General features: G+C 51.3%; 4 protein-coding genes. 3 read left to right on the forward strand and 1 reads right to left on the reverse strand.

What is annotated here, in order from left to right; genetic code table 11:
* Nucleotides 1-18 precede the first annotated feature (18 nt).
* Genes PsW64_RS12650 through PsW64_RS12660 form a run of 3 tightly spaced genes read left to right on the forward strand, consistent with a single transcriptional unit; the run spans nt 19 to nt 23,761 of the window.
* Nucleotides 19-10,419 carry a non-ribosomal peptide synthetase gene (locus PsW64_RS12650; RefSeq protein WP_063303839.1) on the forward strand — a complete coding sequence of 3,467 codons (10,401 nt, stop codon included), beginning with the start codon at nt 19-21 and terminating at the stop codon, nt 10,417-10,419.
* Nucleotides 10,416-14,537 (forward strand): non-ribosomal peptide synthetase, encoded by a 4,122-nt coding sequence (locus tag PsW64_RS12655; protein ID WP_063303840.1) that lies wholly within the window; start codon nt 10,416-10,418, stop codon nt 14,535-14,537. The genes PsW64_RS12650 and PsW64_RS12655 overlap by 4 nt, the downstream gene beginning before the upstream one ends.
* Nucleotides 14,538-14,545: 8 nt before the next feature.
* Complete coding sequence (locus PsW64_RS12660; protein ID WP_082831099.1) at nt 14,546-23,761, forward strand: non-ribosomal peptide synthetase; 9,216 nt, start codon at nt 14,546-14,548, stop codon at nt 23,759-23,761.
* Here the strand turns inward: PsW64_RS12660 and PsW64_RS27120 are convergent.
* Nucleotides 23,708-24,475: a 4'-phosphopantetheinyl transferase family protein gene (locus PsW64_RS27120; protein WP_082831100.1), complete on the reverse strand. Its 768-nt coding sequence runs from the start codon at nt 24,473-24,475 to the stop codon at nt 23,708-23,710. The two genes, PsW64_RS12660 and PsW64_RS27120, sit on opposite strands and share 54 nt — an antisense overlap.
* Between the last annotated feature and the right edge of the window lie 3 nt (nt 24,476-24,478).

The raw sequence follows: 24,478 nt of genomic DNA on the forward strand, positions 1-24,478 counted from the left end.
GCGTCATTGGGAGGAATCATGCAGGACGAATTAAACAAGCGCAAACGTCGCTCTCTCACACCAGAGCAGCTTTTGAAGATGCGTCAACGCAGTGCGCTCAAGGCAGCTCCGCGTGATCAAGACCCCCTGCCTCTGTCCTTTGCGCAGGAAAGGCTCTGGTTCCTCTCTCGCATGGAAGGCATCAATTCAGCCTATCATCTGGCCCTTGGCTTGCGCCTTCGTGGTGAGTTAAACGTGACATACCTGCAAAGCGCGCTAGACCAGCTGATGGACCGTCATGAAGGCCTGCGTACAGTCATTACAGATGATAACGGAAAGCTGTCTCAAAGCTTCTCACCCCGTACCTGTGGCTTTCCCCTTCACCTGCTCAAAATTGAGGTCGATAGCGACCCAGAAACAGAGATCTGCCGTTTGGCAGAAGAGGAGAGCACACGGTCGTTCGATCTGCAGCAAGGACCGTTGGCTCGCTGTTGTCTTATCCGGATCAACGAGACGCATCACGTGTTGCTGCTGGCATTGCATCACATCATTTCCGATGGGTGGTCCAACGGACTCCTCCTCAAAGAGTTGGGTGAAAACTACTCTCATCTGGTAGAAGCAGGAACACCAATCGAGCGGGAAACACCCGATTTTGCATACGCCGATTATGCCGTATGGCAGAAACAGCCGGAGCAGCTCAAAAAATTTAATGAGCAGAAGACTTATTGGAAAGAAACGCTTGCCGGCGCTCCCGAGCGTTTGCTGTTGCCAACGGACCAGCGGCGACCTGCTCAGCAAAATTTTGCGGGTGAACTTCTGCCGTTGGAGTTAGGCCCTGAGTTGAGTGGTAAGGTGCGCCAATTGGCGCGCAGCACGGGCTCCACCCCTTACTTGGTGCTCATGAGCGCCTATGCAATCGTGCTCTCCCGTTTGTCTGGACAAGAGGATCTGGTCATTGGCACGCCATCTGCCAACCGTGTCCGCAAAGAGCTGGAAGAGATGGTGGGCCTGTTCGTGAACACACAGGCTCTGCGCTTTGATTTGAGCGAAAATCCCACTGTAAGCCAGCTGCTCACCCAGATGCGAGGCATTTTCCTCGACAGTCAGGATAATCAGTCCCTCCCTTTCGAGCAGGTGGTGGAAGCACTAAGCCCTCAACGGTTCTTGTCTTACACTCCGCTTTTCCAGGTCATGTTCGCATGGCAAAACACAGAGGGTGGAACATCTCAATTCGCTGGGTTGGAGTTGGACACTGTACAACTGCCTCGCACCGCCTCCCAGTTCGATATCACACTTGAGCTTGTAGACGATGGCTCAAACATCTCCGGCGGTTTGGAATACGCGACAGCTCTGTTTGACCGCCAAACCATAGTTCGGCTTGCAGGTTATGTGTTACAGGCAGTGAAAGCCATTTGCGCAGACCCGGAACAGGCAGTCGCCGTACTGCCACTTATGGATGCAGCCACACATACAGCAACATTAGAAGCTTCCCGTCTTCCATCTATGGATGTACCGGCAGCAAGCGCCATCCATCTGCCGTTTGAAGAGGCCGCTGCAGCCCACGGCGATCGGGTTGCATTGATCGGCAATGAGATCGAACTCTCTTATGCTCAACTGAACAGTCAGGCCAACAAGCTCGCCAGATACCTGCGCTCTAACGGCGTTGCGAATCAGGACCGGATTGCGGTGTGCATGCGTAAATCCGCAGACGCGGTTATCGCCTTGCTTGCTGTCTTGAAAACTGGCGCTGCCTACATTCCAATTGATGCGAACTATCCCCCTGAGCGGATCAACACGCTTGTACAAGATTGCCAGCCCACAGTCATTCTGGCCGATATGCGTGGTCAGGAGCAGTTGGATCAACTCACCAAGCTGCCTGCCCAGACTATTAATATTGAGAGGAGAAGAGATGAATGGGCTTCTCAGGATGAACGCGATTTAGATGTTCAAGTCGCGCCTGACCAACTGGCCTATATCATCTACACGTCCGGTTCGACAGGACAACCCAAAGGCGTCATGGTCAATCATCGTGCGATCTGGACTATCAGGGACGCATGGAGCAGCCTTTACGACTTCAAAGAACCACCATGTGTTTTGCAGATGGCGAGTCTTTCGTTTGATGTTTTCACCGCAGACCTTGTCCGCGCCCTCACTTTTGGAGGCAGGCTTGTCCTGGTGGATCAGGACGAGCTGGTAGACAGTACCGCCCTTCTCACCAAGATTGAGCACCATCAGATAACATTCGGTGATTTTGTTCCAGCAGTTTTGGACAATCTCACAGCACACGTGCAGACGATTGGAAAACAGTCAACCAGCCTCAAAACTGTCGTGTGCGGTTCAGACCGTTGGTCCTCCAAAGGTGCTTGCGAAGCACGAAAGGCCTTCGGGCCTACAGCGCACATTATTCATGCTTACGGCTTGACCGAAACCGCCATTGATTGCCTCGCACTCAGCTTATCAGAGGAGTTTTCTCCGAACACTACTCTGAGCCTCGGCACTGCGCTCAAAAATTATCAGGTCTTGCTTTTGGACACTTCCAGCAAACCTGTTCCCGAAGGGGTTGTTGGCGAAATCTGTATTGCCGGATCAGGTTTGGCACGTGGCTATTGGAACGCACCCGAACTCACGAAGCAAAAGTTTACCGATGTATCAATTGGTGATGGCCTGAAGATCTTCAAAACAGGAGATTTAGGCCGTCAGCTACGTGATGGGACAATCGAGTTTTTAGGGCGGAATGACCGGCAGGCAAAACTCCGCGGTTTTCGCGTCGAGCTTGGTGAGGTTGAAGCCGCTCTTGAAGCTGATGAACGCGTCACATCAGCCATTTGTGTTGTAAGACCTCACACCAGCGGCGAACAGCTTCTCGCCTATGTCGTCCTTGTGGATAATGTAGGAACTGAAGTTCCTCAAGCACTGAAAGCAAGCCTGAGCCAAAAACTCCCACACTTCATGGTTCCTACCTGGATCACCGTCGTCGACAAGGTACCACTCACTCCCAATGGCAAAGTCGATCTGAAAGCCCTCCCGGACTTTGATCTGTCCACGCTCTCACAAACAGAGTTTGAGCCTCCACGAACAGGCAGAGAAACTGAACTAAGCCAGATCTGGTGCGATGTACTCGGTGTCGCCAGTATTGGGCGCAACGATAACTTTTTTGCTCTGGGCGGCCATTCTTTGCTTGCAGTACGGTTAGCTCAACGTATCCGTGAAGCAACTGCCGTCGAAGTCCCGGCAACAATTGTTTTCACTGCCCCAACGCTGGCCTCTCTCGCCGAGGCGATAGACAGCCAGACACGCACCGCAAAAAGACAGATTGAGCCCGCAGACAGAACACAGGACCTGCCGCTTTCCTCTTCTCAACAACGCTTATGGTATCTGGCAGAAATGGAGGGCCAGAGCGAAGCCTACCATATGCCATTGGTTCTGGAGCTGAAGGGAAAGTTGGACGTCTCAGCCCTGTCTCAAGCAATTGAGAAAATCGTTACACGACACGAGGCTTTGCGCACGTGTTTCAGCCAAAAGAACGGGACCGCCTATCAGGAAATTCAGCCAGCAACTGTTTGGCGGATGGCGGCGGCTACGCAAGTGGCTGCGAATGAGACGTTACAAGATCATGTCGCCCGTTTGATCTCTGTGCCCTTTGATTTGGAGGCGGGTCCGCTGTTCCGTGCGGATCTCCTGCGCTGTGACGAGAACCATCATGTGCTGGCGATTGTTATGCACCACAGCATTTCAGATGCCTGGTCCATGGGTATCTTCAGCAGGGAACTGAGTGTGCTTTATTCTGCTCTGTCCCAACATCAGGATACCAAGCTCCCCGATTTGCAAATCCAATATGCAGACTTCGCGCAGTGGCAGAGCAATGAGTTGAAGAATGGCTCATGGGACCAGCAAAAGCACTATTGGAAGTCCAGGCTCAAAGATGCACCTGTACTGCTGGAGCTGCCAACAGATCATCCAAGACCAAAGCGTCAATCCTTCAAAGGCACCGCAATCCCGTTGAGTCTGGAGCCATCCTTAACTCAGAAGGTGAAGGAGCTTGCTGCATCCAATCGGAACACGTTGTTTACCAGTCTTCTTGGGATGTGGGTGCTGACTCTGGCCAAGCTTTCAGGTCAGAAAGATGTCGTTGTTGGCAGTCCGGTCGCCAACAGAGATCATTCACAACTCGACAACATGATTGGTTTCTTCGCCAACACACTGGCCTTGCGGGTGGAGGCCAATGAAAGCCTTACCTTGAAAGAGTACCTGTCTCAGGTGCAGACCACTGTTTTAGAAGCCCAACAAAATCAGGACCTTCCCTTCGAACAGGTGATTGAGCATATCAATCCGCCGCGAAGTCTTGCGCATTCCCCCTTGTTTCAGGTGATGTTTGCCTGGGAGGGAGAGAACAACGACCGGTTCGAGCTTCCCGGCCTTTCTGTTGATGTTCTTCCTCACCACCATGGCGGTGCCAAGTTTGATCTGCTGTTGTCGCTTCAGGAAAGAGACGGCCAGCTGAAAGGCGCTATCGAGTTTGCAAGCGACCTGTTTGAGCCAGAGACCGTCACTCGCATTGCAAAGTACTTCGAGCATGTTCTCACTCAAATGGTAGAGGAAGTGGGTACGGAGGTCCGTTCAATAAGCCTGTTGAGCGAAGAGGAACAAACGCTGGCGCTACACGCATGGCAACAGCCTTCTGTGCCCTACCCTGAGTTTGAATGCATCAGCAGACGCATTCAAGAACACGCCACTTGCACACCAACAGCCACAGCGCTGATCTTCGGCCAGACAGAACTCAGCTACGACGAGTTGAACACACGCGCTAATCGGTTTGCTAATGCACTTGTGCAGGAAAGCATTCGTACACGGGCAAACATCGCGCTTTGTGTTGACCGTTCGCCAGAAATGGTCGTTGCGCTGCTGGGTATCTTCAAGGCAGGAGCTACCGTTGTTCCACTGGATCCAGCTTACCCTGAGGCCCGCCATCAAGCCATCTTGCAGGATGTTCAGCCTGATCTCGTCATAACCACAGATGCGTTAAAGCCCAAACTGCCAGTCGAATTTGCGAGTGCAACAGTCACTCTTGCAGAGCTTGCACAAAAGAGCCAGCATACTTCGGCGGAGAATGTGGGCCTTACCCCTGCCCCTCTTGACCCGGCCTATGTCCTTTACACCTCCGGGTCTACAGGCAAACCAAAAGGCGTGGTGCAGACCCACCGCACCCTGCGCAATCTGGTCAACTGGCAACTTAAACAGGTTCCGGCAGAAAGAGCCCCGTCACGCATTCTCCAATTTGCCTCCCTCAACTTTGATGTGGCCTTTCAGGAGATTTTCTGCACGTTGTGTCAGGGCGCAAGCCTTGTGCTGCTAAGTGATGACCAGCGCAAAGACATCGGCAACCTTGCAGGCTTCATCAAGTCCAACGGCATTGAACGCGCCCACTTGCCCTTTGCGGTACTGCAACAGATGGCAGGTCTTTTTGAGGCTGAACAGCTGCCGGATGGCCCTGCTTGTGAAGTGATCACCGCTGGCGAGGCACTGCTGGTCAATGACAGCCTGCGGCAACTCCTTAAAGCACTGGGAGGGCACTATTTTTACAATCAATACGGCCCCACTGAAACCCATGTGGTGACCCAGCACGTTCTGGATTGCGTGCACATGGAGGCTTGGCCAGCCTCCCCGCCCATCGGCAAGCCCATGGATAACACCAGTGTGTTTCTCCTGGATGAAGGCATGCGACCTGTGCCCCCCGGAACGATTGGTGAACTGTATGTGTGCGGAGACAATCTGGCTTTGGGCTACTTTGGTCAGAAAGAACTAACCGCAGAACGATTTGTTACGCACTCGTTCGCCTCTCAAGTCACGCAACGCTTTTATCGCACCGGTGATTTGGCAGCCTACCTGCCAGATGGAAGCCTTGCCTTCCATGGCCGTGCAGATGATCAGGTGAAGTTCCGTGGGTTCCGGATTGAGCCGATGGAGATCACCAACTGCATCTTACAGATGGATGGCATTCTGGAAGCCGCCGTGATTTTGGACAGGCAAGCAGGCCCCGAGCATGTCCGGCTCGTCTGCTACTTCGTCGGGACAAGACCCGCTCACACATTGCGGGCAGAGCTGAAAGCTCACTTGCCGGACTACATGATCCCAACGGACTGGATGCCTCTGGAGGAGTTGCCCATCACCCGGAACGGCAAGCTGGATCGAAGAGCTTTGCCATCTGCTGTCCGTACAGGGAGTACAGACTATGAAGCACCACTGCCGGGGCTTGAAGCAGATATTGCTCAGATTTGGCAGGTGGTGCTCAAGGTGGAACAGGTTGGCCGCACCGACAACTTCTTTGATCTTGGCGGGCATTCTTTGCTGGCGACCCGCCTGATCCATGCAATAAACAAAGAACTGTCACTCGGCCTGTCCCTCAGTGATCTTATTGAAAACCCGACACTTGTTGATCTGGCTGCCTCGGCCAATACCAACACTGGCAAGGCAGAACACTCAGCGCTGCAAATCCATGCAGATGAAGCAAACCGGTATGAACCATTTCCACTCACGGACATCCAGCAGGCTTACTGGGTTGGCAGGGATGACAGTTTAGGGCTGGGCGGCGTCAGCGCTCATGCTTATGAGGAAATTGAGATCCCTCACCTTGATCTTGAGAGATTCAACACTGCTTTGAACAGGCTGATCCTTCGGCACGATATGCTGCGAGCTGTTTTTGCCAGCGATGGTACCCAGCGCATATTGGAGGATGTTCCTGAATACATCATCCAGACTGACGACGCTCGTGGTCGCAGTGAACGTGTCGTGGAGCGCATCATCTCAAGAAACCGGGAGGCCATGTCGCATCAGGTTCTGGATGCGGGAACATGGCCGCTTTTCGAGTTCCGAGCCGTACAGCTTGAGAATGAGATAACTCGGCTACACATTTCCATGGATGCGTTAATCGTAGATGCAGCCAGCAGCCAGATTTTTTCACGCGAACTGGCGACCTTCTATGAGGACCCGCAGGCAGAACTTCCGAGGATTGAAATCACGTTCCGCGACTATGTGGTGCAGGAACTGGCGATGCGGGATGACTCCCGCTATGCGATTTCTCTGAAGTACTGGCAAGACCGCTTGTCGGCTCTCGCTGCAGCACCGGAACTGCCACTTGCAAAACAACCAGAGGCCATCAGCAATCCCCGGTTCACACGCAGACAACTTGTTTTGGAAGAGGCCAAATGGTCAACGATCAAAGCAAATGCGCGAAAGCATGGTGTCACCCCCTCCGGCTGTCTGCTGACAGCATTTGCGCAGGTGCTGGCTAAATGGAGCCAGTCGTCCCGGTTCACACTCAGCTTACCTGTGTTCAATCGCCAACCGCTCCACCCCCATATCAACCGCCTCATCGGCGACTTCACGTCTATTGTTTTGCTGGAAGTTGGCTCGGACCCATCAAAGAGCTTTTCTGACAATGCAAAAGCAGTCCAGCGCCAACTCTGGAAGGATATGGATCATAGCGAAGTCAGTGGTGTGCGGGTTCTGCGAGAACTCACGCGCCTGCGTGGTGAACAGCAAACGGGAATGCCCATCGTCTTCAACAGCACCCTGGTGGAGATGATCCCGGATCAGGAGGAAATTACGCTTTCCTCCGCATTGGACGCTCAAAATGTACATACCATCACCCAAACACCACAGGTGTGGCTGGATCACACCATCATGGAGATTGATGGCGAGCTAAATTTCAACTGGGACAGCATAGACGAGCTGTTTCCAGAGGGCATGATGCAGGACATGTTTGATGCCTATTGTGCTCTGCTTGAAGAGTTGGTCACCTCTGATCACTGGCAACAGCAAGTCCCCCAGCACTTTCCTGTCTGGAACGCTGAGCGCGCACTGTCACAACATTGGCCATTGATGCATGAGCTGTTTGAAGAACAAGCGCTCAAAACACCAGCTGCTCCTGCCGTGATCTGCGGCGATCTGGTTCTATCTTACAAACAGGTCCGCCAGCGTGCCCGTAATCTTGCTACTCTCCTTCAACAGAAGGGCCTGGCCAAAGGTGATCTGGTTGCCATTCAGATGCGGGCCGGTTGGGAACAGAGTGTAGCTGCCCTCGCCATCCTATATTCAGGGGGCGCATATCTTCCAATCGACCCGGATCTGCCAGCCAATCGCATTAAAGGCATATTGCAACGGACCGGGGCCAAGCTCGTATGCGTCAAGACAAGCCAGAGTAACACACACAAGGGGCTTCCTGCGCTTGCTCAAACGGTTGATGTGGGCGGGGAACTGGATGACTTGAGCGATAAGAAGCTGCAGGTTGTTGATACGCAGCCGGATGACCTTGCCTACGTGATCTTTACTTCAGGTTCCACCGGGGAACCCAAGGGGGTCATGATCGATCATCGTGGAGCGGTTAACACGCTCCTCGACATCAACTGCCGTCTAAACGTGCAGCCCGAAGATCGTGTGTTTGCCATTTCTGCATTGGGCTTTGATCTCTCAGTCTATGATATTTTTGGTTTGCTGGCGGCAGGTGGTTCCTTAGTCCTGCCCAATGAGGTTGAGGCAAAAGACCCTGCCCATTGGCTGGAGTGCCTCATTCGTCACAAGGTCACGATCTGGAATTCTGCACCCGCTTTGCTTGGTGTGCTGACAGATTATGCTCAAAGCGATCGCAAAAATCTCGGCTCGCATTTGCGTGAAGTGATGTTGTCTGGAGACTGGATCCCACTTTCACTGCCTGAGCGGGTGCGTGCACTCGCACCGAACGCGCATGTCTTGTCTCTGGGTGGAGCAACTGAAGCCTCCATTTGGTCCATCTGCTTCCCTATTCAGGATATCGCGCCGCATTGGAAGAGCATCCCCTACGGCAAAGCGCTCGACAACCAACAATTTTATGTTCTGGATGAAGCGCTGGCCCCTCGCCCTTGCTGGGTCACTGGTGAACTGTACATCGGTGGCATTGGACTTGCGATAGGTTATTGGCGGGACGAAGAACAAACCAACCATCGTTTCATCACCCACCCCAAGACCGGCGAACGCTTGTACCGTACCGGCGATTTGGGGCGCTATATGCCAGATGGAAACATAGAGTTTCTTGGGCGCGTGGATACTCAGGTCAAGGTGCAAGGTTTCCGCATTGAGCTTGGTGAGATCGAAACGGTGCTCAATGCCCATAAAGACGTAAAAGCCTCAGTCTTTAAGATGTTTGGCGAGGCACAAGGCGATAAGCAACTCGTTGGCTATGTGGTTCTGGAAGAGCACGGTGTCGAGATTGACGCTCTTCTGGATCATCTACGCGCCCACCTGCCCCATTACATGGTTCCCTCTGCTCTCCTTGAGATTGAGCGCCTCCCGATTTCTGCAAACGGCAAAATTGATCGGAAGCAACTGCCGGAACCACGCAGTGAGATACAAGCTGAGCTAAGCTTCGAACCGCAAGGGGAACAGGAAGAGAAAATCCACGAGATTATCTCTCAGATCTTGAAACTGGATCACGTCACTCCCGAGGCTAATTTACTGCAGCTGGGAGCGACCTCTATCGATATCACGCGCATTTCGAACGCGTTGTCGAGCACGCTCTCGTTCCGCCCACCACTTGCAAAGTTTATGGGCAGCCCAAGCCTTGCAACGCTCCTTGCCATGTATCGGGAGCAGTTTGGTCAGGTGGCGGAAGAAGCGCAACCTGACGCAACAAATTCCGCAATAGCCACCCTTGAAGACCCGCTGCAGCGACAGTCTTTCAAAGACCGTAATGTTGGATTGCGCAAGCTTGATCAGCAACATGACGTGCATCAGTTGGAAAACTCCAGCTCTCCTGAGTTCGACGAATTTGACGCCTACCGGTCGGTGCGTCAGTTCAATTTGGATCCTGTCCCCAAAACCCGATTAGAGGCCCTCCTCTCTGCATTACGGCGTAATCAGAACCAAGAGGCACCAAAGCACTTGTTTGCAAGCGCCGGGGGGCTCTATCCGGTGCAAACCTACCTTTACATCAAACCCGGTCGTGTGTTGGGCCTGGAAGGTGGGGCCTATTATTACGATCCTGAAAAACACGCTCTGATTTCGACAGCAGATGGCAAGGCACTGACCCCGGATGCCTATGATTATTTCGTGAACCGGCCAGTTTTTGAAGAGGCTGCCTTCGCGCTTTTCTTCATCGCCGAGCGGCAGGCAATCGAACCCCTTTATGGCGAGATGAGCGAGCAGTTCTGGTTGATCGAAACAGGCGCAATGGCACAGCTGTTGACCATGCGTGCCCATGAAGCGGGATTAGGCCTGTGCGGCATCGGCTCCATAGATGAGACGGTTTTGACGGAACTGTTCCGGTTGGGGCCTACTCATAAGCTCATCTATTCCATGATCGGCGGCACACCCACCAGTGAGCAAAACCGGCAACACACCATAGAGACCTTCGGGACTGCGCTTGCCTCCTCAATGGAAGAAGATGAAATGGAGGAGTTTGAAATATGAAAGCTCAACAACTGCTTGATTATTTTGCCCAGCACAATGTGAGCCTCCAGACTGATGGAGAAAAGCTTCGTTTCAAAGCGCCAAAGGGGTTTCTGGGAGCTGATCTTGCCGCCGCTCTGAAAGCAGAAAAGTCAGAGCTGATTCATCTGCTGCAACAACATGCATCAGAAAGGCAGGCTGAAGGTGTCCCTCTTTCACCATCACAACGCCATTTGTGGTTCTTGCATCAATTGGAGCCAGAGAGTCCGTTTTACAATAACCCCGTTGCGCTCAAAGTTTCCGGAATGCTCGAGTTGGAAACTCTGCACCGCGCCGTAAATGCTGTTGTTGCGCGTCACGACATGCTCCGAGCGAGGTTCAGCACAAGCAACGGAACGCCTACACAAACTTTTCCAGAACCTGCTGACCTGCCCTTTGACCTCTTGAACCTTTGCCATCTGAGTGCCGAAAAACAGGCGGAGGCGCTCAATGAACGGGTCCAGCATGAGGCAAGCCAACCGTTTGATTTAGAGCGCGGCCCGCTCTTGCGCTCAAGTTACATAAAGCTTGCAGATGAAGAACACGTATGGCTCGTAAACCTGCACCACATTACCGCTGATGGCTGGTCTATCGGGTTGTTTTTCAACGAAGTTACGGCTCATTACAACGCTTATCAAAAGGGCACTTCGCCCGACCTTGCCCCTCTGTCCATGCAGTACGCCGATTATGTGCAGCATCATAAAACCGAGCGCAATTCGTCCAGAGAGCAGCAACAGATCCAGTATTGGACTGACAAGCTTGAAGATCTGCCAGACTTACTTGAGCTACCCACGGATTTTCCTCGCCCGGCAGAACAGACACATAACGGTGCTCACTTTGAACTCTCGCTTGATGACAACTTGAGTGACCGCCTGCGACTTTTTTGCAAAAAGCGTTCAATCACGCCGTTTGCGCTCTATCTGGCCGGATTTGCCGCCCTCTTATGGCGCTACAGCAAACAGGAAGACATCTGCATTGGCACCTCTTTTGCCAACCGCCATCTGGCAGAGCTGGAGCCTTTAATCGGGCACTTCATCAACACGCTCGCACTCAAAACGCATGTCACGGCCACAAGCACCTTTGCTGAGCTGGTAACGCAGTCGCAAACGGCCATTCTGGAAGCGCTGGACAATCAGGATTTGCCTTTTGAGAAAGTAGTCGAAGCTGTAAATCCGGAACGTTCACCAGCCCACTCGCCTCTGTTTCAGGTCATGCTGATTTATCAGAACCTGCCGGGGGGATCGGCTCAAATGGATGGTGTTGAAATCGAAACACTGGCAACAGATAGCCAAACTGCAAAGTTCGATATCACGCTGGAAGTGTTTGAACGAGGCTCCACGTTTAGCCTTGGCTTTGAGTACAACAAAGATCTGTTTACGCATTCCCGCATTGCACGAATGGCCAGTCACCTCACCTGCTTCCTCTCAAATGCTATCCAAGCGCCAGAAGTGGATCTCGGTGCGATTGATTTCATCCCCCCCGAAGAAAGACATCTGTTAACGCAGGTATGGCCTCACGGAGCGCTGCACGCGTTAAGTTCCACGTGCATTCACAAAGCATTTGAGGCTCAATGTGAGCATTCACCCGAAGCACCTGCACTCGTGTGCGGCGAAGACGTGTGGAGCTACGCCAGCCTCAATACCAAAGCAAATCAGCTTGCCCACCACCTGAAGGAACTTGGTGTTACTGAGGGAAGTCCAGTGGGTCTGCTTTTTGAGCGGTCCAGCGAGTTGGTGATAGTCATGCTTGCTGTGCTCAAGGCAGGTGGTCACTTCATTCCGTTGGAGCCCGGACTGCCAATCAAGCGTCTTGAATATATGGTGCAAGACAGCCAGCCCAATCTGATCCTCACCCACCCAGAGGCCTCGGAAGCGGTCACCAGACTCAAGGGCCATTGTGACGTTGAAGTCTTATCACTGGATACAGAGCAACGAGCCAAAATCACTCAATCCTGCAGCACTGATAATTTGCCAGCTAACGGCATAAGTACCGAGGATCTTGCCTATATCATCTACACGTCAGGAACCACCGGCGTTCCAAAAGGCGCCAAGCTGACCCACAAGGGTTTGGTGAACCTCATAGAGTGGAGCAATCGCGCATTTCCAGGCAAGCCCGGTGATGCTCTTTTGCAGAAGACGCCGATGGGATTTGATGCCGCGATCTGGGAATTCTTCTGGCCATTATGCTCTGGTGCATCGCTGGTACTGGTTCCGCCTCATGTTCACACCTCTCCTGCAGATCTGGCAAAGATCTGTGTATCTCATGGTATCACCAGTATCCAGTTCGTTCCCGCAATGCTGGATCTGTTTCTTGACGAACCGGAGACTGCCCAATGCACCCAACTGCGCAATGTGTTTTGCGGTGGTGGTGAGTTGAGCGGCGCACTTATGCGCAAGTTCTCCAGCAAGCTGCCGTGGGCGACTCTGCATAATGTTTACGGCCCGACTGAATGCACCGTAGACAGCACCTGGCATAGTGTGAAGCCGGAAGATCTGGACAAACCTTCAGCCCCCATCGGCAAACCCATATCAAACGCAAGGACTTACCTGCTTGATGAGAGCATGTCGATTGTCCCGGTTGGACTGGTTGGCGAGCTATATATCGGTGGTGCCAGCCTGTCTTCTGGCTATCTTAACGCCCCGCAGCAACAAGCATCAGCGTTCGTTACCAGCCCATTCAACTCAAGTGAACAGCTCTACCGTACGGGCGACCTTGCCTACTACGATGAGCAAGGTCAGCTGATTTTTGCAGGCCGTAAAGACAATCAGATCAAGCTGAACGGCTTTCGCATCGAGCTGTCAGAGATTGAAGCTATCCTCCGACAACATCCCCAATGCCGCAGCTGTGCCGCGCTCGTGGTTCAGCAAGAAGGTGGTATAGCCCAACTGGCACTTTGCTACACCACACCAGATGGTTCTCCCCTCGTAGAAAGCGACCTTCGTCATCATCTGGCAGAAGCACTTCCGGACTACATGCTTCCTCATATGCTGCTGCATTTGGAAACACTCCCTCTCACCAATAACGGCAAGATTGATTATTCCAGCCTAAAGGCATCTGTGCTGGCCCATGAGGCCGTGTTTAAGGTCAATCAGGAAAGCCCACGCGATCATATAGAGCTCCAGATCTATAACATCTGGAAGGAAGTGCTTCTCCATCCATCCATTGGTATCAGCGACAGTTTCTTCCATGTCGGCGGTTCTTCCATCGCAGCGATCAAGGTGGCCCATCGGGTTGGTGAGACGTTCAAAATTCAAGTCCCGCCCAAAACATTCATTCTAAATCCGACAGTAGAGGCGCTCGCCAGTTGGATCCGAAACGGAGCTGCGGAAGAAAACTCCCGCGACAACCTCATTACGTTCCGCGAAAGCCAAAACGGCAAGCATGTCGTGTGCATTCATCCTGCTGGTGGGACAGCCTTTTGCTATCTGTCTCTTGCGAAGATCTTGGCTGATGACATTGGTGTTTATGGTCTGCAATCACCTGGCCTCAATTCGGGAGAGGAAACTCTCCCCTCCATAATGGCCATGGCCGACGCCTATCTGGAACGTATTGAACACATCGCACATGAAAAGATTGTCCTCACCGGCCTGTCGTTTGGAGGCTACGTTGCCTATGAGATGGCCCGGCTCCTGAAAGCCCGTGGCAATCACAATGTCAGCGTAATTCTTCTGGACACTCAGGGTTTTGAAGAACATGAGCGCCAGAGCCTTGCACCGGTAGATCTTGCAGAATTTCGAGACAAGCTGGTGAAGTTCAACGGTATGTATCCGGGCATCGATGACGAGCAAATCAAGCGTTACCATCAGGTTTACAATCACAATCGGGCCTGTGTGCCAGATTATGATTGCCAGCCATTGGACGCGCGAGTTGTGTTCATTCAGGCGCTTGGCTCGCTAGACAAAGGCTTCCTTCATCAACTGCGTCAGTTTTGGATTGAAAAAGCCACAGGCAGCTTCATGACGAGACTGGTTCGGGGAGACCATTGGGAACTGCTGGAATCAGAAGAAATACAGCGCGTCAAAAAAGCGATTTCCCATGAGTTTCAATTATTTGAGTGGCAAACCACCTCTCCTGCTGTTCATATGCAGATAGACGCTTAGAGGCTTACATGACTATCAACACTTCTCATGAGTATTTAGCCTCGCCCTCTTATGATTTGGAAATTGGCGATCAGGGACCCGTCCAATCTTCGTTGTTAGACAGTATCAGCTTTTATGCGGATCATTTCCCAGAACTGGCCGCGGTACAGGATCATGATCGTATCCTCAGCTACGAAGAGCTCAACGAACTCTCCTCGCAAGTCGCCTTAGCATTGAGAGGCTGCGGCGTAAAAAACGGCGATGTGGTTGCCGTCTGTTTGCCTCGTTCACAAGAGCTCGTAGTTGTCATGCTTTCTATCTTGAAGGCGGGAGCAACAGTTGTCCCATTAGATGCCGCCAGCCCGCCAGCCAGGCAATCAGCAATCTTATCTGATAGTCAAACACGTTTTCTCATCGTTCCGGATGCGAGTACAATCAAGCTATTTCCCCGAGAAGCACATCAGGTCCTTCATGCGGATCAGTTACTCATCCAAAGCCTGCATGAGAATAGCGATGACCTCCCGCGCTATCCTTTGGCAAAAACGGCGTTTTTGTTTTACACCTCTGGAACAACGGGTGCTCCCAAGGGCGTTCAAGTGCCTCTCTCAGCAATCGAGAGGCTTGCCCATCAACCCCGCTTTGTCCCAATGCATATCGGAGATCGCTACGCGCACATTTCCAACCCAGCGTTTGATGCACTCAGCTTCGATGTTTGGGTACCGCTTTTAACCGGTGGATGTAGTGTCGTTTTCTCCAGTGACGAACTCACCGATTTTGTAGGCTTTGCCCGGCAACTGGAGCAGCAATCGATCTCAACCATGTTCATGACAGTTTCTCTGTTCAATGCGATGGTCGATCACGGAACGGCCTGCTTTGGAACGCTTGGGCATCTGCTCATTGGCGGCGAGCAGCTGAACCCCAAAACTGTCGAGAAATGGTATGCTGCAAACCCTGAAAGCGCCTGTCAGATATACAATATCTATGGCCCGACAGAGTGTGCAACCTTTGCCTTGTGCTTTGCAATTCCTCGGGACTTTGATGCAGACATCATTCCCATTGGCAGTCCCATTGCCAGTACCGACTGCCAGCTAAGGTCATCAAACGGCGAGATCACCAATATCGGTGAAACTGGGGAACTCTACCTTGGCGGTGCAGGCGTTGCTCATGGTTATCTGAATAGAACAGAGGAAACACAGCATAGGTTTGTAGAGCTTCCAAACTCTGGAAAATGGTATAGCACTGGCGATCTGGTCCGCCTCAATCCGCAAGGTCTGGTCGAGTATGTGGGCCGTGTTGACAGGCAGATCAAAGTACGCGGGTTTCGCGTAGAACCTGAAGAAATCGAACAGCGCATCCAGCAATATCCGAAGATACAGCAGGCTTGTGTTTTAGCAGCTCAGGAACAAGGCAAACCGCTTGAGTTGCATGCTTACTTAGCGAGTGAAGAGCAGCTTGATTATGAAGAGCTTGATGCCCACTTTTCTGCTTACCTGCCAGGTTATATGCGTCCTCATAAAGTCTTTTGTCTTGGCTCGTTGCCTCTGAATGCAAACGGGAAGATCGACCAAAAAGCCCTTCAAGAAATGGAGACTACTCCATTCCGTCGTGTTTCCTCCTGTGATGCCTCGGAGAGTGCCGTTCTGAGCAGCATTCTGCAAACTGCAGAGATGGTTTTGAGTGTGGCGCAGTTAAGCCGTGAAGAGACGCTGCTTACCGCAGGTGGCGATTCACTCAAAGCAATCAGCTTATCTAACCAACTCAACACAGTATTTGGTTGCCGCGTTGCGCCGTCACAGCTTCTAAACCTGACATTTGCTGAACTTTCTGAGATTGTTAGCGAGCACAATGAGCAAGCCAACAGTTTACCGCAGTTGCCAGCTCCATCAGGTTTGGCAAAAGAGCAGGCAACCTCGGAGCAAATGCGGTTATGGCTACAGCAACAAAAGAACCCTGCTGACATATCCTACAATACACCGTTCATTTTTCGGTTTTCAGGTCATCTGAGTGCCGAAAATTTGGGTCACGCAACATATGAGCTGGTCAAAAAACACCCGGCACTGCGCACCAGCTTCCATCCCACCGATGATGGGGTGGAGCAGCGGGTCGCTGAAAGCAATCCAGAGGTGTTTCACTTCCACGGAACCTTGGAAGAAGAAGCAATTTCACAGCTGCAAACCAAACTCCTCACTCAACCATTTGATCTTGAGCGCCCATGCCTGTTTCAACTTCATCTGGTCCACCAACCAAATGGCACCAGTGTCCTTCTGTTTCATGCGCACCACATCATTCTGGACGGCTGGTCACTCAACATCTTGTTTGAAGATCTTTCCCGTTCATTCCAGGCAGAAACAGACGAGACAGGACAGGACCAAAAGCCAATTGGGCTGACGACATTAGACTTTGCAAAATGGCAGTCGCATCTATGGGAAACGGAACATTACAACAAGCAAAAGGATGCTCTCTTCAAGCTATACGACGCGCCGGAGATTGAGGAATGTTGGAAACCTGTACTGAGACACGCTCAAGGGAAGCAAGGTGTTTCAGCAGGGCAAACACGTTTGACACGTCTTGATGCAGCCACCAGAGCAAATTTGCTAACCATTGCAAAGCGTCTTTCACTAACACCTCATCAGGTCTTTCACGCGCTGTTTGCCCATGCACTTTATGTGCACACGGGGAGAACGAGTTTCACAGTTGCAAGCCCTGTAGCGAACCGGCTTACAACAGAGTTTGAAGCAACAGTTGGAATGTTCGCCAACACAGCGTTGGTTCCGGTTAAAATCGACCCAACGGCCTCCATTCAACAAAATACAAGCACCCTCACTCAGGCTTCAAAACAAGTCCTTGCCTGTCAGGATGTTGCCTTCGAACATGTGGTTGATCATCTCCAGAAAAGGAAGCGTATTTCAGGCGTTCCGTTTGAGTTTATGTTTGCGACCGAAAACACCCGTTACGAAACGCTAAAGCTCAATGGAGAATGCGCGCAGCTATCTTACCCTGAGGATGTCGCCCCCAAATGCCCGCTCTACCTGTCTGTTCTTGATGAAGCTGAAACCTACCAGTTCTACTGGGAGTATGATCTCAGTCACTTCGACAATGATGCTATCAACCTGCTGGAACAAACCATGTTCGCTGGTTTGGATCATATGGAAACTGAAGAGGCTGCAGCGAACGTCTTCCAACTCAACACACAACAACGCATTTCGCATGTGACTGGTACAAGCCAGTCATTGCCATACACAACGGTCGCAAGCTGGTTTCAGCAACAAGTCTCACTATCACCACATGCACCTGCCCTCGCATGGCGCGGCAACACTCTCACCTATCATGAGTTGGACGAGTTATCCGATGCTTTGGCTGCTAATATGCAGTCCACTATTTTTGGGTCAACAGAACCTGTAGGACCTGCGCGCATCGCACTCTATATGGATGCTTCCCCAGACTACATAGTCTCGCTTCTGGCAGTGACAAAACTCGGCGTAACAGCCGTTCCGTTGGACCTGAGCTATCCTCAAAAGCTGCTGGAGGATGTGATTTCACAAGCCCAACCAGTTGGGATCCTCCATGCAGCGCAGGCGTCCTTACCTTCTGCACTTGAACGCCAGGACTTACGCGCGCTGCCAGTAGATTTGCAAGAACTCAGAAATTCACGCGATCATCAGCATCCTCTGAAATTTTCAGGTCGCGAAAGGCCCTTGTATACCCTGTTTACCTCCGGCTCCACTGGTCAACCCAAAGGGGTTGATGTCTACAACCAGACACTTTGCAATTTGTTGCACTGGCAACAGCAACAGGGAGGATTGCCCGCTGGAGAACACACCATGCAGTTCTCCAAGTTAGCCTTCGATGTCTCGTTTCAGGAGATCTTTTCAACGCTCTGTTCGGGCGGGTGCTTCCATGTCATTGATCCTCTTTGGCGACAGGACATGCAGTGCTTATTGAACTACATGCATGACAATAATCTGCAACGCATCTTTATGCCTTTTGTGGCGCTGGAATTGTTTTGCGAAGCTGCTCAAACATTCAACATCTTCCCCGGTGCTTTGAAGAATGTGATCACGGCCGGCGAGCAGTTGTATTGCACCAAAGCCCTCCGTGCGTTTTTCACGCAGTTACGCCAAGCCTCCTTGCACAATCACTATGGCCCAACAGAAACGCATGTGGTTTGCGCCCACTCTATGCACGGACCAGCAGCAAACTGGCCGACCCGCCCACCGATTGGCGCTCCTGTTCACAACACCGATATTCTCATCGTGGATGACAGCTTCCATCCGGTTCCATCCGGTGAACGCGGCCAACTCCTCATAGGCGGCAATCTGGTTCACCGTTGTTATCTGGACAATGCAGAGTTGAACGCAGAACGCTTTGTCATACTCCAGCCAGATTGTGGCACTGGCGGTTCAAAACTCTATTACAAAACCGGTGACATGGGCTTTCTGGATGAACTTGGGCAGGTAAACTATGGAGGCCGTCACGACCAGCAGGTGAAGATCTCAGGTCACCGCGTTGAACTCGGCCAGTTGGAAGCCTCTTTGATAAATCACGGTGCCATCGAACAGGCTTCTGTTGTCTTTGATGACCAGCATAAAAAACTCCATGCCTATGTCAGCCTGCGAGTGGGCACCATCAACGCAGATGAGCTTGATCACTATCTTTCAACGCAGCTTCCTGACTACATCCGGGTTGACGAATTCAGACAGGTCGACGAGTGGCCCCGCGCTCCAAGTGGAAAGATAAATCAAAGAGCATTGGCCAGCTGCAAATGGCGCAAGATTGAACGTAAAAAACGCAAAATAAACGCAAATAACGCAATTCAACGCACAAATGAACTCATTGCAGCTTTTGAACATGTCACTGGTGCATCCATCACTGCGGACCAAACATTTTTCGAGGCTGGATGCTCTTCCCTGCAATTGATGCGCTACCAAATGCATATCAATAAAGCACTGGAAGAAAAAGTCAGTATCGCAGATCTGTTTCGTTATGTGACGCCTTCAGATCTGGCAGAACATCTTGAAGGAAAAACGGAATCAGAAACTCGGACTAGCAAAGCAAAGACAACGCAGAGCGCGGGAAAAGTTGCTATTATCGGTATGGCACTACGTGTCCCAGGCGCAGATGACCTGGCTGAGTTTTGGTCCATGGTCCGTGAAAACCGAAGCGGAATTGAACATTTCACACCGGAGGATCCTGATTTCGTTGGTGCGCGAAGCCAGATGAGCGAAATGATGTCGTTCGATCCTGAGTACTTCGGTATCAGCCCACGGGAAGCAGCGCTCATGGATCCGCAGCAGCGACATTTCCTGATGAGCTGTGTACATGCTCTTGAAAATGCTGGCATTCCTCCACTGAACACCAACCAAAACATCGGTGTTATAGCAAGCTGTGGTGAGACAACCTACTATCACGCAGCCCTTCGCTCCAAACCTCCAACCGCCCTTCCCGACAAGTTCCAAATGGCCTTGCACCATGAGAAAGACTTCCTCGCCACCAAGGTTGCCTTTCAACTGGACCTCAATGGCCCTGCCATTACGCTACAAGCCGCGTGTGGAAGCTCGCTGATTGGTATTCATACAGCTGCAGGCATGCTCCGAAATGGTGAGTGTGATGTCATGCTAGCAGGAGGCGTGCTTGTAGATCCCGATATGTCAGAGGGCTATAAGTATCAGTCTCAACACATCTTTTCCAAGGATGGCAACTGCTCACCGTTCAGCAAAGACGCCAGCGGCACCATCGGCGCCAGTGGTGTTGGGGTGGTGGTGTTGAAGTCATTGGATCGCGCCCGAGCGGACGGTGATCGCATCTATGCTGTTATCGAAGGATCAGCCATCAATAACGATGGTCGATCCAAAATGAGTTATACCTCACCTTCAGTTTCCGGGCAGGAAAGCGTTATTCGTCAAGCCCTTACGAATGCAGGAGTAAGGGGTGATCAAGTCGGATATGTTGAAGCTCATGGAACAGGGACACAACTGGGTGATCCTATTGAAGTACAAGCCCTTTCATCTGCATACGGCAATCTCCCCAAAGCATCCTGCGCACTCTCGTCTGTCAAAAGCCAGATCGGCCACTTAGGTGCCGGGGCTGGCGTCCTTGGGCTAATTCGCGCAGCACTGTCGATCTATCACGGCTATGTACCCCCTAACCTTGGATTTGAGCAGCCCAGTCAAGAACTTGGCTTGGATCAAAAGGGGTTCTATATCCCGGCCAACAGCAAAAAATGGGAAGATACACGTCCACGTTATGCAGGCGTCAGCAGTTTCGGAATTGGCGGCACAAACGCTCATGTTGTAATCGGAGAAGCCTCGGAAGACGAGCATCAACGATACGCGACTACAAAATGCCTTGTTCTATCAGCACATACCAAGACTGCACTTTTTTCTTTGGCAGAAAAGATCAAGAATTATCTTGAACATAACCCAACTTCATTTCAGCTGGTCCTCTCACATCTGCAATCAAGCAGGCGAGCACACCCATGGCGTTTTGCTATCGATTGTGATGATGCCGCAGAAGCTATCAAAGCTCTCGGTTCATTCGTCCCGCATTACTCTGATGAGAATAAAGGAGCTTGCGATCCCGCCAGCCTAACCGCTGCTGATTGGCTGGAAGGCAAAGAGATTGTGTCACAAAGTGCAGGTACTCCGCCGCCTTGGGATTTGCCGAGTTATTGCTTTAATCTTCAACAATACAACGTGTTAGAGCTTCCAGCAGCCAAGAGTAAGGCGAGTGAAAACCTTCCAAAACGCCTGCCAGAGGAACAATGGCTAAGCCAGATGGTTTGGCAACCAGTCTGCCGCGTTGGAAGTTGTCAAACAGGGCAGAGATTAAAAACAGCGGTTGTCCTATATGACCCGAACAACGTCTCCGATGACTTTGCCGCACTTGATGCCGTCTACCATCGTGTTGTGCCTGTTTGTTATGACGGACGCATTTCTGGTGCTCATTCAGACAAGTTGTCGGTAGATCCGTTTTCTACGGACTCCGTTGAAGACCTTCTGAGCCACCTGTCATTTATGAACCTAGGAGAGTTGGACTTGCTTCATGCACTTCCATTGTCCTGTAAAGGCGAGCAAAATGAGTTAGATAGCCTTCAGGAAGCAAAAAAGGGTTGTCTGGATGGCCTGACTTATGTGCTTCAGGCTCACTCTAAATATGGGCTTGAGATATCCAGAATATGCCTGCTCTCTTACGAAGCTGCACCGGTGAATGGCACCGCCACTCAGCCGCTACACGGACTACTCGCTGGTCCGCTTTCTGTGATCCCTCAGGAGTTTGGCATCCAGACACTCTGGCTGGATTTAGAAGACACAAAACAAGGTTTTATTTGGCCCGAGGTTGCGTTTGCACTCTCACTTGAAGAAATGAAGGCACAACGCCTTGCCTTGCGTAATGGATTTGTTTGGGAATGCAGGATCTTACCTCTTTCTCAAAATCGCCCAACTACCGAACCGATTGAACTCGATGCGTCAGCTCTCTTCGTGGTGACGGGTGGCAGCGGAGCGATTGGAACTCAAGTTTGTAAGAGCCTGCTGGCTGATCCTCTTGCTCAAATCGCAATTATCTCCCGCAATCCGCGCATTCCAGAAGAACTTCTGCAGTTTGATACAAGAATTCACCTGATACAGGCTGACATAGGAAAGCCAGCCACGTGGCTTATGACGTTTGAGAGTGTCACCAAATTAAACATGCCTGTTGTAGGCGTTGTCCATGCCTCTGGAGTTGGAGAAGGAAATCTGATTTCTTTCCGTGACCCGATAGAAGTCTACAACAAGATGCTAGCAAAGTATGAGGGAAGCATTTTTGTTGAGCGTTTCATTGAAGTATTCAAGCCAACGAGGGCTATCTACTGCTCGTCAATGTCAGCTGTTTTAGGGGGAGCTGGCCAACTGGACTACGCTTCCTCCAACGCCTTAATGGATAGCTTTGCGCATTACAGCAATCCGGTGACCCCTGACACAATCAGAACCACCATCAACTGGGATATCTGGAGCGAAAGTGGGATGGCGACCCACTCCAATACACAAGATGAACTACATCAAAAACACCTGACGCTTGGCCTATCCAACAAAGAAGGCCTGCGCACATTTTCTCGTGTACTTCATACAACTGTACCGCAAGTGCTGGTTAGCACTTGTGATGTTGAAGAGGCTCGATACTTCTATCGATCACTGGTCAGGAACGAGATCAAATCTGATGCGCGAACGAGCAAGACACACAAACTAAAACTCATTCGCGATCAGATAGAAACCCTTCTTCTGCAACAGCTTGGACTTGATCAGCTTGCCCCTGATGAATGCCTCTATGACTTAGGTATGGATTCACTTACTCTTCTGGATGTCGTTAGCCTCTTAGAAAACTATGGCATTCAGGTGTTACTCTCCCAAATCCCAAAGAACACTTCCTTAGACCTGATTATGAATCTGGTTGAACAACAGCACAAGGCAAACCCCTCTTCTCCAAACAGCACTTGGGCAGATGCAGTTGCCCCGCACCAATGGCATTCTGGTGAGGGTGATGAAGTTGTTGTTCTCATACATCCAATCGGAGGTGATGTTGAAGCATACCGAGAACTGGCAGGAAAACTCCCGGACAACATTGGGATCACCGTGATTGCCGATCCTGCCCTCACAAATCCCGATCTACCAGAAATCAGTTTAAAAGAAAGAGCTGCGGTTTACGCTGAAGCCATAGCGGAAAGGTTTGCAAATAAGCGGATTCATTTAGTCGGCTGGTCATTCGGCTCATGGGTTGCTCAAGAAATGGGACTCTGCTTCTCGAAGCAACAAAGAGCTCCCGGCAACTTAACGCTCATTGATCCGCCTGCACCAAACTCTGGCGAAAACCTGAAGCAAATGAGTGAGCAAGAAGTCGAAATCATCTTCTTAAAGGAGCTGAAGGCGAAATGGCCAGATAAAAGAACCCTTGTTGAGAACAGTCATGAACGACAGGCCTATCAAGAAGCACTTGTTCGCTGTACGAAAGCCAATCTGGAAGCGATGGCACACCATACAATGAGTCCGACGCCTTTTTGGCAGGCGAGTGTATTCTTGGCATCTGAAACTGCCAAAGGGTTGAACGGAACCCAAAATACAACAGCAAACTCCCATGAGATCTGGGTTAAACTACTGCCAGATTTACAAAACTGGCAGATTGTAGAAACAGATCACTATTCAATACTCATGGGAGAAACGTTAGATCACGTATTGGCTACTGCTGGTTTGGTCAAAACACTCGAGTTGGCGTAATTGGAAGGGGGAGTGGATGTCTAAACTAGTGATACCGGGGTCCACTGCGAGGCTACAGCTGTAACCTTCCCATCCGACCTCAATATCCAGCAGTTTCAAAGGAAGAGGTTCTGAAGTGATCCAGGGGTGCTGTTGCTCTAATTTCACGTCAAGTGAGCTGAGGTCATCACGCAGCCCTTCACCTGTTGCCTTTAAGATGGCTTCTTTCCGGGTCCAACAGCGATAAAACATGGCTGAGCGTTCCTTGGGACTCCTTGATTCAATGTGTAAACGCTCCATCGGATGACAAACAAGCGGCATCAAATCAGTCATTTGGCTGCCTTGTCGCTTGAGTTCAATGTCAACACCCAAGGGCGCATTATGTGCAAAAGCGACTGCAACCAAACCGCCTGAATGACTCACATTGAATGTCGGGTATCCTGAAAGGTATGGCTTACCACCATCTTGCAGCAGAAAGGGTATTGGCGGCTGATCCACTCCCAGAATGGTTCTAACGACCCAGCGACCCAAGGCAAACGCGCGCCGGTCTCGTAAGAACCTGAACCGGGCACCTCTTGTTTTCTCTTCAGCGGTTAACGCTTGGTCCATTGGAAATGGATACTCCAATGGCAACAAAACAAGCATCACTTTGCCTGACTCACAGCAACGTTGCCATTGCTCTTTCACAGCCAAAAACCAATGCTGAGCATCAAAGACGGAAAATGAAACAGGCATGAA

The sequence above is a fragment of the Pseudovibrio sp. W64 genome (assembly GCF_001623145.1).
Classification (GTDB): Bacteria; Pseudomonadota; Alphaproteobacteria; order Rhizobiales; family Stappiaceae; genus Pseudovibrio.

Bases quoted from the DNA above. Each gene is read 5' to 3' on its own strand.
- PsW64_RS12650 (WP_063303839.1), top strand. From the start codon at position 19: ATGCAGGACGAATTAAACAAGCGCAAACGTCGCTCTCTCACACCAGAG.
- PsW64_RS12655 (WP_063303840.1), top strand. From the start codon at position 10,416: ATGAAAGCTCAACAACTGCTTGATTATTTTGCCCAGCACAATGTGAGC.
- PsW64_RS12660 (WP_082831099.1), top strand. From the start codon at position 14,546: ATGACTATCAACACTTCTCATGAGTATTTAGCCTCGCCCTCTTATGAT.
- PsW64_RS27120 (WP_082831100.1), bottom strand. From the start codon at position 24,475: ATGCCTGTTTCATTTTCCGTCTTTGATGCTCAGCATTGGTTTTTGGCT.